Here is a 13,716-nt window from a genome sequence, read left to right as displayed (position 1 = left end):
CTAAGCACTCAAAACTTCTCTAGCAACAACACAGTCAAGTTGAATTTGTGTTTTCAGGGCTTCGAGAGAAGGAAATTTTTGTTCGGGGCGCAAAAATTTAACTAGCTGCACAACCAGTTTTTTGCCATACAAATCACCTGACCAATTGAATAAATGTACTTCCGCAGATGAATAAGTACCGTTTACAGTTGGACGATTACCGATATTCATGACGCCCAAGTTCTCACTAGGAGCGGTATCTGATGTTTCATCCAGAGTGAAAACGCGGACAGCGTAAACTCCTTGGCGGGGCACAAACTTTTCTTTTGGTAGTTGGAGGTTAGCAGTGGGAAAGCCAATTGTTCTGCCCAATTGTTGACCTTGAACGACATCACCAACGAGGGTATAAGGGCGTCCTAATAATAGATTTGCGTTTTCGATGTCTCCCTGCTCAAGGGTTTGGCGGATCAATGAAGTGCTAATGCGGGCATCTTGAGTCGGAGTAGTACTGACGCAATTGGTTTGGGTGGACGAATCACCTGTATAAGTTTGTAAGGGAACGATGGTAACGGGAATATTGTACTTGGCGGCGAGTAATTGCAAATCTTGAGCAGTACCACTGCGCTTTTCGCCAAAACAAAAATCCTGCCCGATGCTAATTTGTTGGCATCGCAGTTGTTGCACGAGAATTTTTTCGACAAATTCTTCGGGGGTCAACGCAGACAATTCTTTATCAAAGGGTAGTAGTACCAGTTGTTCTACCCCAAGCGATCGCAATTGTTGGACTTTTTCAGCCAGTGGCGTTAACAAAGTCCGAGGTTGCCCCGTAAAGAACTCCTGTGGATGGGGGTCAAAGGTGACAACTGTTGAGTAGGTATATTCTGGATTTGTCAGTTGATTTTCCTTTGACTGCGGACTACTAGCTACTGACAAATGACCACCAGCGTGCAAGACTGGTTGAATTACCCTTTGATGCCCAAGATGAACACCATCAAACTTGCCAAGGGCAACAGCAGTCGGCGTTAGTAGCCCTTCGCTCGAAAAAGCAACCCGCACAGAACACCCATTTTTAGACAAATTTAGCACGTGGATTCTGAGATTTTAGGTTTATTTTAGCTATCAGCAGGAAGCTACCCTATGGTAAACCGCCTTAAGGAGGACTTCACTAACTGCCTATGAGGTCTTGTGCTATCAGCCAGGGTGTTGATGCCACCCCTTTTAGCTATCAGCCAAAAGCCTAACCCAAGGGAAGTCGCCCAAGATGGTTTCTTGTGCTATTGGCTTGAGAGCTAATTGCAAAGTCCAGATAACCCCAAATACCAGAGGTAAAAAGGCTCTAGTCCCGTGTTGAGACTTCAACGAGGTTTTAGTGCGATCGTTAGCTGCAATCTTAGGGTGTGTAGGCTGTGTTGGTGAATCTATAAAGTTTGTCCTCTTGTTGTCGCCCCAATCCTGTGGTCGGCGCTTTGACAACTTTGGGCAGCGCTGTCTCACCGTACAGCTAACAGGACGCTCTCGCGCTGAAAGCTTCTGATCACCAATCTAATCTAAAATCTCCAATTCCTCCGATCGCAATCTTTAGGTAGAAAACTTGCTAACAGGAAAAGATTCTGATAATACAACTGACGTCGGAACCTGAAGTACCAATCCTTCCCGTGCCATAATAGCACCAGGAAATTTTTCAGCGGCTTCTTTGCCTACACGATCCAAAAAGTCATCATCGTGCGCCGGGTCGTGGTGGTAAATCACCAGAGTTTTGACGTTAGCAGCTTGTGCCACTTTTACCGCTTCTTGCCAGGTAGAATGTCCCCAGCCAATTTTCGGGGATTTTGGCGAGTGGTATTCCTCGTCTGTGTAGGTAGAATCGTAAACCAGAATGTCAGCATTACGAGCTAGCCATAACACATTGTCATCGAGTCGGTCGGGAAAATGTTCGGTATCAGTGATGTAAGTAGCAGCACCACCACGCCAGTTGACGCGGTATCCTACAGCTTCACCTGGATGGTTTAAAGGTGCTGTTTCTACGGTAAGGTCATCGATATGGATTGGTTGCCCCGGTCGAATGTCGTAGAAATTTAAATTCGCTTGCATAATTTGCAAGGGTACGGGAAAGTTCGGGTGCAACATTTGATCGTTGAGGCGCTGTTCTATGGTAGAACCATCAGGTGCGATCGCGCCGTAAATATGAAAGTCATTCCCCTTTACAAACCCTGGTGTAAAGAAGGGAAAACCTTGCATGTGATCCCAGTGAGAGTGCGTAAAAAATATGTGAGCTTCTAACGGCATTTGGTGCAACAGAGATTTCCCCAAAACATGTAGTCCCGTGCCAGCATCGAAAACTAAGCGTTTATCGCCCGCTTGCATTGATATGCAAGGGGTATTACCGCCGTAACGAACAGTGTGTGGCCCTGGGCTGGGGATGCTGCCACGAACCCCCCAAAATTGTACGGTAAATTGATTCTCTATCCTAGACATGGGTATTGCTTGCTGGACTGAGCGGGCGATAAATGAAAGAATTGTCACTTATTTTGTCGAAGTTTATGCTGTCTCACCGATTTTGCTAGAGGGAGGATTTCTTGGTAAAACAGCATATCCTGTTTCTGGCTGATTGTGTAAATGTGAATGAAATACCTCAGTTATAATTTTCCAGGTTTTGGGGTGAATGTGTATCGGTTATTTCAATAATGCCCCTACGTTATAGCCTACATTTTTCCGTGATGCATTTGAATAACCACATTTTTGTCCTGATAAATCAAATGATTCCAGGAAAATTGAATTCCCACTCCGATAATTTCTCTAATCCAGTTGCGTAAGTAAGATTGTATTGTAACGGGGTAATACTGATGTAGTTTTTACGTACAACTTCCACATCTGTAGGTACATTTTGAGGCAGATTTAATCCGCTTGGGGGTTCCACATCCTCAATTACCTCTCCGGTTAACCAGTAGTACGTTTTTCCACGAGGATCGACTCGTTTATTAAACACATCAATGTAATGCCGTAGGCCTTGACGGGTGAGAGTAACTCCGGCAATTTCTTCCCATTTGACCGCAGGAATATTGACGTTGAGCAACATTAAATCTGGCAGCGGTTTTTGGGCTAACTGGTCTACGAGAACTGTGGCAAATTTAGCAGCAGCTTGAAAATCTTTAGATGTGTGACTCATAAGACTCAGCGCTATGCTGGGAATGCCTTCAATTAGACCTTCCATTGCCGCAGAAACAGTGCCAGAATACAGAATTTCAGTTCCCAAATTCGCACCTTGATTAATACCAGAGAGAACCAAATCTGGGGGAGTTTTCAATAAAGCCCACAGCGCCAATTTGACGCAATCTGAAGGCGTACCATCACAAGCCCAAGCTTTGACAGCAGGATGAAAAATCTCTTCGACAATTTCGGCGCGAATGGGTTGGTGTAAAGTTAACCCGTGTCCAGTTGCCGATCGCTCTCGATCTGGGCAAACTACACTCACATCATGACCAGCCTCTGCCAAATAGTTGGCTAGGGTACGAATCCCTAAGGCAGAAATGCCATCATCGTTGCTAATTAGTAATTTCATAGTCATTAATCATTGGTCATTGGTCATTAGTCATTAGTTATTAGTTATTTGTTATTAGCCATTTGTCAATGTCTAAGGTCACAAGCAGCAAAAAAATATTTATACTCACTAGACAGTGTGGCGGAATTTTGCTTACCTTTAAGACAAGTTGCTCAATCCCCAAGTCTGGTTAAGTGAGATGTTAGCTGGATTTACGCGTCTGCTGTACTAGCCCAATCATCTCTAATTGATAAACAGAGGTTGGTTTCAACCCTCACCTTTAGCTGATGTTAATGATATGACTAGAAGTTTATTTATCGAGCAGTTCACAGCTTTTGACTATAGACTAATGACTAATGACCAATGACTAATAACTAATGACTAGCAATTTAGAAGCTCAACTTTTAGCACTGCGGCAAGAAGGAGAAAAAGCGATCGCAGCCGCCGACACCTTAGAACGTCTGGAGGAACTCAGAGTTAACTATCTGGGTAAAAAAGGGGAACTGGGGGCACTGTTGCGAAGTATGGGGCAAATGAGTGCAGAAGAACGACCGAAAATTGGAGCGATCGCCAATACAGTCAAAGAATCCCTGCAAACTAGTCTAGACCAGCAACGTGCTGCCTTAGAAGCCGCGCAAATTCAAGCTTTGCTAGAGGCGGAAACTCTGGATGTAACTATGCCGGGAATTTACCGCCCCCAAGGTCGCATTCATCCCCTCAACGGCATTATTGATCGGGCACTGGATATCTTTGTCGGTATGGGCTACACCGTGGCTCAAGGGCCAGAGATGGAAACAGATTACTACAATTTCGAGGCTCTCAATACCCCGCCTGACCATCCAGCCCGCGATATGCAGGATACCTTCTACCTGCCAGATGGTAATCTTTTACGGACTCATACCTCGTCAGTGCAAATTCGTTACATGGAAAGAGAAGAACCACCAATTCGGGTTGTGGCTCCAGGGCGAGTTTATCGGCGAGATAATGTAGACGCGACTCACTCAGCAGTTTTCCATCAAATAGAACTTTTAGCCATTGATGAGGGACTAACTTTTACAGACCTCAAAGGCACAATTAAAGTATTTTTACAAGCAATATTTGGCGATTTACCAATTCGCTTCCGCGCCAGTTATTTCCCTTTTACTGAACCTTCGGCTGAAGTGGATTTGCAGTGGAATGGTCGCTGGCTAGAGGTGATGGGCTGCGGTATGGTCGATCCAAATGTACTTAAGTCTGTGGGTTATGACCCAGAAGTTTATACAGGGTTTGCTGCCGGTTTTGGTGTAGAACGCTTTGCAATGGTGTTACACCAAATCGATGATATTCGTCGGTTATATGCTAGTGATTTGCGGTTTTTGCAGCAATTTTAGGCATACGTAATGGTTATGTACTGCAAGTAAGGTAATAATAAATAATGACCTCAGTTTCCAGATTAGATCAAGTTCTAGAAAGCATCGAAAACTTATCGGTAGATGAACAAGAAACATTAATTGATCTGATAAGTCATCGGTTGGCAGATCGGCGGTGTTCTGAAATTGCTGCTAATATCGCTCAAGCACAAGTAGAATATAAGACAGGTAAAGTGTTCCGTGGAACTGTTACTCAAATCATGGATGAGTTACGCAAGTGAGAACTGTAGTTCTGGCATCATCGCTTAAACGAGCATTTAAGCGATTGGTACGACGACAGCCAGAATTACAAGAGCGATTTGAAGAGCGGTTAGCACTACTAACCGCCGATCCATTTGATCCATTGTTGCAGACCCATAAACTTAAAGGCAAACTGTCTGGAGCTTGGGCGTGAACAGTTACCTATGATTGTCGCATTGTCTTTAACTTTGTGCAAAATATAGAATCCGGTGAAGAGGAAATTTTGCTAATTGATATCGGCACTCATGATGAAGTTTACTGAGTTGTAGGTGCTGTTCTAGTATTTTCCTACTGACGAATTTTAGATTTAGGATTGAATAATTCAATGACTGCAATCACTGGGAAACGTCTAACGCTTGAGGAATATTTAAAGTATGACGATCACACGGATAGCCAGTATGAACTGGTAGCAGGTGAGTTAGTTTCCATGCCACCTGAAAGCCCAAAAAATGTCCAGATATCTCTATTTTTGCTAGTAAATTTCCTCAAGTTTGTTCCAGTTAATCGGTTAAGTAACAAAGTTGAAATTGTTGTTGCTGGTTCTCGTGCAACAACTCGCATTCCTGACTTAGTTGTGCTGACAGATGAACTTGCAACAGCTTTAGAAGGTGCAACGCGATCTACAATCACTTTAGATATGCCACCCCCAGCATTAGTTGTCGAAGTTGTTTCTTTTGGCAAAGCTAACGAAGATCGGGACTATCGCTACAAACGTTCCGAGTATGCCGCCAGGGGAATTGCTGAATATTGGATTGTTGATCCACAAATGAACAGAGTCACCGTACTGATATTAGTTGACGGGTTTTATGAAGAAACCAGATTTGTAGGAAATACAGTGATCGCATCTACTATTTTTCCAAAGTTACAGCTAACAGCAGAGCAAGTACTAAATGCTGGATAAAGCAATGCGATTAAAAGGCAGACAGAGGAAATGATTTTAGAGGTGCGATCGCCGTTAAAACTTTCATTATCTCAAAAGTAAAATTTAGTCAATAATTCTTACTCAAAATTCATGTCATGAGCCGATGGCCTTTTTACCGCAGGATACAATAATTGCAGAAGAAAAGCTAACCAGGTATCTGCTTGTGGCGTTGCCCAAAGACGATAAATCTAAATTTTTGGCTAGGGCTGGGTACACACTAGACAATTGGCAACAACTGGAACGGGATCTACGCGCTCAAGTTTTAACGCAACCTGCCGAGGCGATCGAAACAACTCGCTATGGTGAAAAGTATGTCATTCGTGCGTGTCTGCGAGGAATTAATGGCGTTGAACTCAATATCTTAACCATTTGGATGGTTGCAAACGATACAACCAAATTTGTCACCTTAGTGCCAGATCAAGGAGCCAACTCATGAAGGTACAACACCCCCTATTCTCCCAAGTTGCCTTAGCGCAGGACTTACCAGAATACAACCTGAAACGCGGGAGTGTTGCAACAATTGTGGAACATTATCCCATGCCAGAAGGGGAAGAGGACGGGTATAGTCTGGAAGGGTTTGATCTGCCCAATGTAACGATTGAAGTACCAGCATCTCAAATTATCCCCATTGCCCAGTGGCAGCAAGAAGAAATGATTTTAGCCAAGTTACGCCAGCTATCTCGAGCGAGGCTGTTGCAATTACAAGACTATCTCGATTTTCTGTTGCAAAAAGAAGAGTCTGAGCATCAGAGTAGCTTAAAATCTCCCATCTAAGTATTTGGCGAGAAAATCTTCTGCGATCGCATCTACTATTTTTCCAGAATTACAGCTAACCGCAGAGCAAGTACTCAATGCTGGATAAAGCAATGCAGTTAAAAGGTACACAAACGAAGTGATTTGAGAGGTGCGATCAGGCAGTTTTCTTGCCCGGTAGCAGTTAAGGCACATTTGCTTGCTAATGAAATTCATAAAACTTCCGTTTTTTTGCGGATTTTGTTTTGCTTACTTCCCATCTATATTGAATGTATAGATGTGAGAAAATATGTTTAAAAAACTTACTTTGGTATTGATACTAGCATTATCTACTGCACTACCATCCTATGCACAATCTATGAATTGGGTGAATGTTGCTAGTTCCAATGACGGTACTAAGTTAGATGTTGATACAAATTCTATTCATAGGTCTGGTTCTTTAGTTGGATATAGTATCAGAATGCGATACCCACGCCCAGATAAAATTGGTGCTGTTATAGCTGGAATTCAAGAAATCGCAGACTGTAATTCAGGTGTTTTTCAAGTTCAAGAATCAATAGCTTTCAATCGGCAAAACATGATTGTTTTTAATCAAAAATATAACAATGCTCCTGTGCAACAAGTGGAATCAGGAACTTTGGGACACGCAAAATACAACTTTGTATGTCAAGCTCAAATCCACAGAGATGCGGTACAAGACTTTGTGGATATTTCTCGTGCAGCTACAGAGGCTGTTGATACTGTTGGAAGAGCAAGATTTATAGACCCTTAATTGGCTAAGAATTCATGTATTTCCTCCCACCCCTTTAATCATGCTTTGCATTTACGTTATTACACAATAGGGTTCAGTTAAGGCTTGCTCTAATTCCCTCCATAAAAACGAGGAAATTAGAGCAAGTCTTTTAAAGTGGGGTTCGGGGACTCTTGCACGGACAAATATCACCAACTGAACCGTATTGAGTTATTACAAGCCAAAAACAGGGAATGCTAAATGCAAATGAAAAGTTATTATTTAGTAATTAGGACTTGTCAAAATGGATTGGTTATTAAAAGATGTAGCTAAAGGCGTAGTGAAGAATATATCTGTGGAGTTCCTACTAAATCGTGCTGTTACTAGGAGCGAACAACGGGATTATCAGGGGGCGATTGAAGACTATAACCAAGTTTTAAGTATCAATCCTAACAATGCTGATGCTTACTGTTCTCGCGGTGTAATTCTTGCTAATTTAGGAGAGCATCAATCTGCAATTCAGGACTATACACAAGCCCTGCGTATTAAACCCTTTCTTGGTGCTGCTTATTTTAACAGAGGGCTTTCTCGTACACAGATAAGAGATTACCAAAGGGCAATTGAAGACTACAATCAAGCACTACATAGTAATCCCAATTTTGCATTTATATATTCAAATAGAGGTTTAACTTTCGTAAAGATTGGAAATTACAAAATAGCCATTCAAGATTTTGAACAAGCAATTTTGCTAGATTCAGGAATTCCTTCAGCTTACTATGGAAAAGGATTAATTTATTTTTATACAGAACTTTTTTTACAAGCAATTGAAAGTTTTAATCTTGCTATAAAACTCTACCCTAAGTATATAGAAGCTTTTTATAATAGAGGTTTAGCACACAGCTATCTAGGAAATTTTGTACAAGCGACTGAAGATTTCAATCAAATTTTACAATTAAATCCAAATGCTTCTTGTGCTTACTATGGGCGAGGTTTAGTCAAAATGTATCTCAATGAATCAAAAGAAGCAATAATTGAGTTTAATAAGTCTATTCAAATTGATCCTTGTTATGTGCCTTCTTATCTATATAGGGGGTATATTTATGAATTAGGGAGTTATTATAAAAAAGCGCTTGAAAATTATAGTTTAGTAGTTCAAATTGATGCTAACAATAAACAAGCTTATGAGAAACGAGGCTTGATTAGAATTAAACTATGTGACTTAGAAGGCGGTATTCAAGATTTAAACAAAGCAGCAAATATTTTTTTAAGTCAGGGTAACGTCGATGATTATGAAAGGATATTAAAGACTATTAGAGATGTTGAAATTTAGTAAGATTTATGTCTTTCACGAAAAAAGTGAGAAATGCTTGTAATTTCTCTATTGTAAGAAATTAAGAAAGCCAATATCACGCAACCTAGATGAGCGCTCATACCTCTCAAATTGCTTATTGGTAAGACTTTCAAAAAGATGGTTAGTGTAATTCACCAACCACCCTTTTGAGACTTTATTTAACTACTCCTGAATGACCGGGGATATCTGCCAAAGGTTCAAATCTTGCGCCTATGTATTTGGCGAGAAACTCTTCGGCGATCGCAAAAAAGTGCAAGCGATTTTCTGGTCTGGCAAAACCATGTCCTTCATCACTGTAAAGTACATATTGCACTGGTAAACCAGCTTGTTGCATTGCGTTGACAATTTGATCGCTTTCTGATTGTTTCACTCGCGGATCATTTGCACCTTGACCGATGAGTAAAGGTTTTTGAATTCGGTCAGCGAAAAATAAAGGCGATCGCGATTTGAGAAACTCCTCTTCTGTCTCCAAGTTGCCAATGCGATGATAAATCATTGCTTTGATCGGTTCCCAATAGGGCGGTATAGTTTCTATCAGGGTAATCAGGTTACTTGGCCCGACAATATCCACGCCAGCAGCAAAGATTTCGGGTGTAAAAGTCAACCCCGCTAGGGTGGCGTAACCTCCATAAGAACCGCCCATAATCGCAATCTTTTGCGGATCAGAAATGCCTTTTTCTACCAGCCAGTTCACGCTGTCAATCAAGTCATCGTGCATTGTGCCACCCCATTCCCGATTTCCAGCATTCAAAAATGCTTTACCATAGCCAGTGGAACCGCGAAAGTTGACTTGCAACACGGCATAACCCCGGTTAGCTAGCCATTGCGTTGTGGGAGAGAAACCCCAAGTATCCCGCGCCCAAGGGCCGCCATGAACCAGCAGGACTGTTGGGAGATTCTGCGTCGGTATTCCCACAGGAGTTGTCAGGTAACTGTGGATAGTTAAGCCATCCCGCGCTTCGTAGGAAATCGGTTGCATTGAAGCTAACTGCAACGCTTCCAGTTTGGGTTGGTTGCTAAAAAGGAAAGTGCTAGTTTTGGACTCTCGGTTGTAGGCATAGTAATAAACTGGCCCATTGTCAGTTCTATAAGCTACCAACCAGGTTTTATCTTCCAAGTCGCGGCTAATTATAGAGAATTCTCCAGGACGCACCTTGGCGATTTCCTCAAAATCAGTGGTGATACTGCGATCGATTACCCGCCATTCTTGTTTATCTTTGTAGAAAGAAACTGCTTGAATAACTCGCGTCAGTGGATGAATAATGATCCCCACGACATCATACTGCTCATCTTCAGCAATCACAGTTTCTTGACGGGTTTCTAGATCAACAGCTAGCAGACGTTTGGCGTTAGCATCATGATTCCCTTGAATATAAAGGGTTTTGCCATCATCTGAGAAACTTACAGAATTTCCTTCTTCTTCTGCCCCCCAATGGCGAAGAATTTCCCACTGTTTATCGGGTTTCTGCAACAATAAATCGTAACCACCATCGGGTGTACTAGCTGTTGCTGCACGTATTTGTAACTGGGCGTTAGATGTCCAACTGATAATGTTACCGGGGTTATCAGTGTCGAACTCAACCGCACCATTTTTGAGGTTGATGCGGTAAACGTCAAACTTTTGAGGATTGTTCAAGTTCAACGCTACCAGCGCTTCATTTGGAAATTTGGGTTCTAGTTCCACAAGTTCGGCTTTTACACCCTGGAATGGCGTTAAGTCACGCACAATCTTGGAGTGAATATTAACCAAGTGGAGGTGAAAGTTCTCGTCGCCATCCGAGTCTTGCATATAAATCAACTGGTCGGCGTTATAAGTCCAGAAGAAAATGCGGATACCACGCTTTTTGTCAGCAGTTAGTATCTTGTCGTCTTCTTGTCCTATAGTTCGCAACCATACCTGCAAGACATTTTTCTCATCAGGAGCGATATATGCCAAGTACTTGCCATCAGGGGAGAGTTGTGGACTAGTTTTTTCGGGATTCCCAAACAGGATTTCGCGTGGAATCAACGGTGGTAGGGAGGGTGCTTGAGCAGATGACATATTTTTATCCTCTACTTGACCAAATAATTACTAATTTGTAATTCGTAATTCGTAATTCGTAATTAAAGAGGGTACAAGCCCCCACCAAATATGCAGATTTGGTGGTGCAACAATGAGCGTGGTGGGTTCAAGCCCCCACTGATTGTAACTACGAATTACGAATTATCAATTACGAATTATGTTGACCTCTTTATTGTTACTTAGTGGTGAAAATGACAATTCATCCTATTGGATGAACCTAGCTGGAGAATATTTAGCAGAGGAGGGGAAAGAAAAAAGTTTTAACTTACTTTCTGTCGGCTATAAGATTATTTATCTTTTCTTTTGCGTCTTTCTCTAAGGAGACGCTGCGCGATCGCAGTTATTAAAACAATTTAGGTATTGTAACAAGAACACCTGACGGTGAACAAGCAGCAAGGGAGTAATTATCATAAATGAGTCTTTGATACTCGTGAATGAGTCTTTGATACTCGGCGATGAGTCTTTGATACTCGGCGATGAGTCTTTGATACTCGCTGACGAGTCTTTGATACTCGCTGACGAGTCTTTAATACTCGTGAATGAGTCTTTGATACTTGGCGATGAGTCTTTGATACTCATTTACGGCAATTGTCACAATGTCCGCAACGCAAGTTAGCTGCTTCTTTATCAAAACCAAAGGCATTTAACAAAAACTGCCAACGACACTGCTTAGTTGTTAGGTATTGCTGCATCTGTTTAGCAGCGTGTAATTGCATAGGTAAATGATTTCCCGCTTTTTGAGCAATGGTGTAATGAAAAGGGTCAAGCCAGTTTAGCTGACCGTTGCTATGGAGTAAAGCTAGCGCCGTCGCACCTTCGGGAAATTGTCGCGTTACGGCATTCACTTCTCCCTGTTTTGGTAATTTTTTCACAAGTTGCTGCGCTATTTGTTGTTGCGATCGCATTTGTTGTTGAAAAAACTCCTGTCTTTGCTTATCCTCTGGATCTAACCACCCCGTAGGTTCACTCACTAATGTTAACGCCTCTGCTGGTTTCCCATCCCTTCCAGCGCGGCCTATTTCTTGCACATATTCAGATAACAAATGTGGCGCGTGAAAATGTGCAACCCAGCGAACATCTGATTTATTTATCCCCATACCAAACGCACAGGTGCAAACCACAAAAGGTATTTTACCACTTAACCAGCTTGCTTCTACTTCACGGCGTTCTGTTGCACCTAATCCCGCATGATAGCTAGCTGTAGCAAAACCCATCTCTGCTAACCATTGGGCTAAATCTTCGCTATCTCTCCGAGTGCGAACATAAACTAATCCCGATTGTTGCGGTCTATTTTGAATAAACTTTAATAATTGTTGTTTTCTACCTCGTGGTGTCCAAGCGATGCAAACGCTGGGATGCAAGTTTGGACGGTAGGGATTCAAGCGGAAAATCTCTGGTTGCTGTAATTGTAAAACTGTTTGAATAATTTTTTGGGCTGAGGGGTCAGCAGTAGCGGTAAAAGCAGCGATGCTAATTTTTGTTCCTGGTGGTTTTGATTTGAGCAATGCCGGACGCACCGCCCCTAATCTGCGATAAGCTGGGCGAAAAGTATCACCCCACTGCACTAAACAATGAGCTTCATCTAAAATCAAACCATTAATTTGCAATTGTGGGTGACATAATCTTTCCCAAACTGGCGCACTGAGCAAAGTTTCGGGCGATAAATAAAGTAATCTTAGCTGTTGATGTTCTAAAGCTTGCAGAGTTGCACGGCGTTGAGATGAAGGTAATTCACTATGCAAAAGTGCTGCTTTTTGGTGGCTTTCTCGTAGTTCTTGCACTTGATTTTCCATTAGCGCCACCAAGGGAGAAACTACCAAGGTTAATCCTGTTTGTAGCAGTGCAGGAAGTTGAAAACAAATCGACTTCCCGCCACCTGTGGGCATAATAATCAGCGCATCTTTCTGTGCCAATAAACTGCTGACAATTTCTCCCTGCGGTGGACGAAAATCTTCATAACCCCAGATTTGTTTGAAAGCAGCGCGGACTTCTTGCCAAGATTTGGTTGTAGACTGATTCATAATCAATGATAAATGCACCCATATCCTTGAATGCTGAATATAGCCTCTGTTATCCAGCTAATGGTTCAGTAATTTCATCATTTGACATTTCAACCTATTAAATAAAAGATGTAGTGAGATGAATGAAGAATTAAAACATCGATTTTACATCAACACCGATAAATCTAAATTAGATATTCAAATGGTTCATGATTTTTTACAAACTTCTTATTGGGCTGAAAACATCCCATTAGCCACTGTAGAAAAGTCAATAAACAATTCTTTATGTTTTGGACTTTATGAAGATAATCAACAAGTTGGCTTTGCGAGAGTCATCACTGATTATGCAACTTCTGCGTTGTTAAAAGATGTTTTTATTTTAGAGCCTTATCGAGGACAGGGTTTAGGAAAATGGTTTGTAGAATACATTTTAGAATATCCAGAATTGCAAGACGTTCAAAGGTGGTTGTTAGGCACAAAAGATGCTCATGGACTTTATCGCCGTTATGGGTTTAAAAATTTGACAGAACCAGAGAAAATCATGATGCGTTTAAATCCCAATGCTAACCAAGCTTGAGCAAAGCGGGGGTAAACTAGTACGCCACGGCGTAAATAAGAGCAACCATTTAAAATCCCTAAAAAGCCCATTCCATAATACTTTTGACTTTTGACTTTTGACTTCCGCCTTGCGGTACCAGTGCGATCGCTAACCTGCATTGACAGTTAGATTAC

Annotated in this window: 17 protein-coding genes; 10 read left to right on the top strand and 7 right to left on the bottom strand. The window is 41.9% G+C overall.

Annotated elements, in window-relative coordinates; translation table 11 throughout:
- The 3 genes from ACFE93_RS03590 to ACFE93_RS03580 form a co-directional block, all read right to left on the bottom strand.
- Entirely contained in the window at positions 1–1,065 is a 1,065-nt protein-coding gene (locus ACFE93_RS03590) for a bifunctional riboflavin kinase/FAD synthetase (RefSeq protein WP_375472053.1), read from the bottom strand.
- 132 nt (positions 1,066–1,197) lie between these two features.
- Positions 1,198–1,452, bottom strand: a complete 255-nt coding sequence (locus tag ACFE93_RS03585; protein WP_292870884.1) for a hypothetical protein — start codon at positions 1,450–1,452, stop codon at positions 1,198–1,200.
- A gap of 105 nt (positions 1,453–1,557) precedes the next feature.
- On the bottom strand, positions 1,558–2,454 hold the full coding sequence (locus ACFE93_RS03580; protein WP_292870886.1) for an MBL fold metallo-hydrolase: 897 nt from the start codon (positions 2,452–2,454) through the stop codon (positions 1,558–1,560).
- Here ACFE93_RS03580 and ACFE93_RS03575 point away from each other — a divergent pair.
- Positions 2,453–2,587: a hypothetical protein gene (locus ACFE93_RS03575; RefSeq protein WP_292870888.1), complete on the top strand. Its 135-nt coding sequence runs from the start codon at positions 2,453–2,455 to the stop codon at positions 2,585–2,587. The two genes, ACFE93_RS03580 and ACFE93_RS03575, sit on opposite strands and share 2 nt — an antisense overlap.
- A 144-nt stretch (positions 2,588–2,731) precedes the next feature.
- Here ACFE93_RS03575 and surE read toward each other — a convergent pair whose 3' ends face one another.
- Positions 2,732–3,538 (bottom strand): 5'/3'-nucleotidase SurE, encoded by an 807-nt coding sequence (gene surE / locus ACFE93_RS03570; RefSeq protein WP_375472086.1) that lies wholly within the window; start codon positions 3,536–3,538, stop codon positions 2,732–2,734.
- Positions 3,539–3,894: 356 nt separating this feature from the next.
- Here surE and pheS point away from each other — a divergent pair, with 356 nt between their 5' ends.
- The 6 genes from pheS (at position 3,895) to ACFE93_RS03540 (ending at position 6,862) form a co-directional block, all read left to right on the top strand.
- Positions 3,895–4,887 (top strand): phenylalanine--tRNA ligase subunit alpha, encoded by a 993-nt coding sequence (gene pheS / locus ACFE93_RS03565; RefSeq protein ID WP_375472052.1) that lies wholly within the window; start codon positions 3,895–3,897, stop codon positions 4,885–4,887.
- Between the two features lie 44 nt (positions 4,888–4,931).
- Positions 4,932–5,147, top strand: a complete 216-nt coding sequence (locus ACFE93_RS03560; RefSeq protein ID WP_375472051.1) for a hypothetical protein — start codon at positions 4,932–4,934, stop codon at positions 5,145–5,147.
- Positions 5,144–5,320 carry a type II toxin-antitoxin system YafQ family toxin gene (locus ACFE93_RS03555; protein ID WP_375472050.1) on the top strand — a complete coding sequence of 59 codons (177 nt, stop codon included), beginning with the start codon at positions 5,144–5,146 and terminating at the stop codon, positions 5,318–5,320. The genes ACFE93_RS03560 and ACFE93_RS03555 overlap by 4 nt, the downstream gene beginning before the upstream one ends.
- Before the next feature lie 171 nt (positions 5,321–5,491).
- On the top strand, positions 5,492–6,067 hold the full coding sequence (locus ACFE93_RS03550; protein WP_375472049.1) for a Uma2 family endonuclease: 576 nt from the start codon (positions 5,492–5,494) through the stop codon (positions 6,065–6,067).
- A 124-nt stretch (positions 6,068–6,191) separates the two neighbouring features.
- Positions 6,192–6,524, top strand: a complete 333-nt coding sequence (locus tag ACFE93_RS03545; protein WP_375472048.1) for a DUF6883 domain-containing protein — start codon at positions 6,192–6,194, stop codon at positions 6,522–6,524.
- On the top strand, positions 6,521–6,862 hold the full coding sequence (locus ACFE93_RS03540; protein ID WP_375472047.1) for a DUF4926 domain-containing protein: 342 nt from the start codon (positions 6,521–6,523) through the stop codon (positions 6,860–6,862). Before ACFE93_RS03545 ends, ACFE93_RS03540 begins: the two co-directional genes overlap by 4 nt.
- Here the strand turns inward: ACFE93_RS03540 and ACFE93_RS03535 are convergent.
- Positions 6,845–7,057 (bottom strand): hypothetical protein, encoded by a 213-nt coding sequence (locus ACFE93_RS03535; protein ID WP_375472046.1) that lies wholly within the window; start codon positions 7,055–7,057, stop codon positions 6,845–6,847. The genes ACFE93_RS03540 and ACFE93_RS03535 overlap by 18 nt on opposite strands.
- A 73-nt stretch (positions 7,058–7,130) precedes the next feature.
- Here ACFE93_RS03535 and ACFE93_RS03530 point away from each other — a divergent pair, with 73 nt between their 5' ends.
- Positions 7,131–7,613 carry a surface-adhesin E family protein gene (locus ACFE93_RS03530; protein ID WP_375472045.1) on the top strand — a complete coding sequence of 161 codons (483 nt, stop codon included), beginning with the start codon at positions 7,131–7,133 and terminating at the stop codon, positions 7,611–7,613.
- 262 nt (positions 7,614–7,875) lie between these two features.
- Positions 7,876–8,901 (top strand): tetratricopeptide repeat protein, encoded by a 1,026-nt coding sequence (locus ACFE93_RS03525; protein ID WP_375472044.1) that lies wholly within the window; start codon positions 7,876–7,878, stop codon positions 8,899–8,901.
- 175 nt (positions 8,902–9,076) lie between these two features.
- Here ACFE93_RS03525 and ACFE93_RS03520 read toward each other — a convergent pair whose 3' ends face one another.
- Both ACFE93_RS03520 and ACFE93_RS03515 read right to left on the bottom strand, forming a co-directional pair.
- Positions 9,077–10,963: a S9 family peptidase gene (locus ACFE93_RS03520; RefSeq protein WP_375472043.1), complete on the bottom strand. Its 1,887-nt coding sequence runs from the start codon at positions 10,961–10,963 to the stop codon at positions 9,077–9,079.
- 596 nt (positions 10,964–11,559) lie between these two features.
- Positions 11,560–13,005 (bottom strand): RecQ family ATP-dependent DNA helicase, encoded by a 1,446-nt coding sequence (locus ACFE93_RS03515; protein WP_375472042.1) that lies wholly within the window; start codon positions 13,003–13,005, stop codon positions 11,560–11,562.
- Positions 13,006–13,123: 118 nt separating this feature from the next.
- Here ACFE93_RS03515 and ACFE93_RS03510 point away from each other — a divergent pair, with 118 nt between their 5' ends.
- Positions 13,124–13,561 carry a GNAT family N-acetyltransferase gene (locus ACFE93_RS03510; RefSeq protein WP_334985624.1) on the top strand — a complete coding sequence of 146 codons (438 nt, stop codon included), beginning with the start codon at positions 13,124–13,126 and terminating at the stop codon, positions 13,559–13,561.
- Positions 13,562–13,716: the final 155 nt, after the last annotated feature.

Origin of the sequence: uncultured Nostoc sp., assembly GCF_964247315.1 — a bacterium.
Taxonomy (GTDB): Bacteria; Cyanobacteriota; Cyanobacteriia; order Cyanobacteriales; family Nostocaceae; genus Nostoc.
The sequence above is the reverse complement of the archived record's forward strand: the minus strand, read 5'-3'. Positions and strand labels throughout refer to the sequence as shown.

What these genes read in the sequence shown, in the direction of transcription:
- ACFE93_RS03575 (WP_292870888.1), top strand. Translation starts at nt 2,453, where the DNA reads ATGGGTATTGCTTGCTGGACTGAGCGGGCGATAAATGAAAGAATTGTC.
- ACFE93_RS03580 (WP_292870886.1), bottom strand. Translation starts at nt 2,454, where the DNA reads ATGTCTAGGATAGAGAATCAATTTACCGTACAATTTTGGGGGGTTCGT.
- surE (WP_375472086.1), bottom strand. Translation starts at nt 3,538, where the DNA reads ATGAAATTACTAATTAGCAACGATGATGGCATTTCTGCCTTAGGGATT.
- pheS (WP_375472052.1), top strand. Translation starts at nt 3,895, where the DNA reads ATGACTAGCAATTTAGAAGCTCAACTTTTAGCACTGCGGCAAGAAGGA.
- ACFE93_RS03560 (WP_375472051.1), top strand. Translation starts at nt 4,932, where the DNA reads ATGACCTCAGTTTCCAGATTAGATCAAGTTCTAGAAAGCATCGAAAAC.
- ACFE93_RS03550 (WP_375472049.1), top strand. Translation starts at nt 5,492, where the DNA reads ATGACTGCAATCACTGGGAAACGTCTAACGCTTGAGGAATATTTAAAG.
- ACFE93_RS03545 (WP_375472048.1), top strand. Translation starts at nt 6,192, where the DNA reads ATGGCCTTTTTACCGCAGGATACAATAATTGCAGAAGAAAAGCTAACC.
- ACFE93_RS03540 (WP_375472047.1), top strand. Translation starts at nt 6,521, where the DNA reads ATGAAGGTACAACACCCCCTATTCTCCCAAGTTGCCTTAGCGCAGGAC.
- ACFE93_RS03535 (WP_375472046.1), bottom strand. Translation starts at nt 7,057, where the DNA reads ATGAATTTCATTAGCAAGCAAATGTGCCTTAACTGCTACCGGGCAAGA.
- ACFE93_RS03530 (WP_375472045.1), top strand. Translation starts at nt 7,131, where the DNA reads ATGTTTAAAAAACTTACTTTGGTATTGATACTAGCATTATCTACTGCA.
- ACFE93_RS03525 (WP_375472044.1), top strand. Translation starts at nt 7,876, where the DNA reads ATGGATTGGTTATTAAAAGATGTAGCTAAAGGCGTAGTGAAGAATATA.
- ACFE93_RS03520 (WP_375472043.1), bottom strand. Translation starts at nt 10,963, where the DNA reads ATGTCATCTGCTCAAGCACCCTCCCTACCACCGTTGATTCCACGCGAA.
- ACFE93_RS03515 (WP_375472042.1), bottom strand. Translation starts at nt 13,005, where the DNA reads ATGAATCAGTCTACAACCAAATCTTGGCAAGAAGTCCGCGCTGCTTTC.
- ACFE93_RS03510 (WP_334985624.1), top strand. Translation starts at nt 13,124, where the DNA reads ATGAATGAAGAATTAAAACATCGATTTTACATCAACACCGATAAATCT.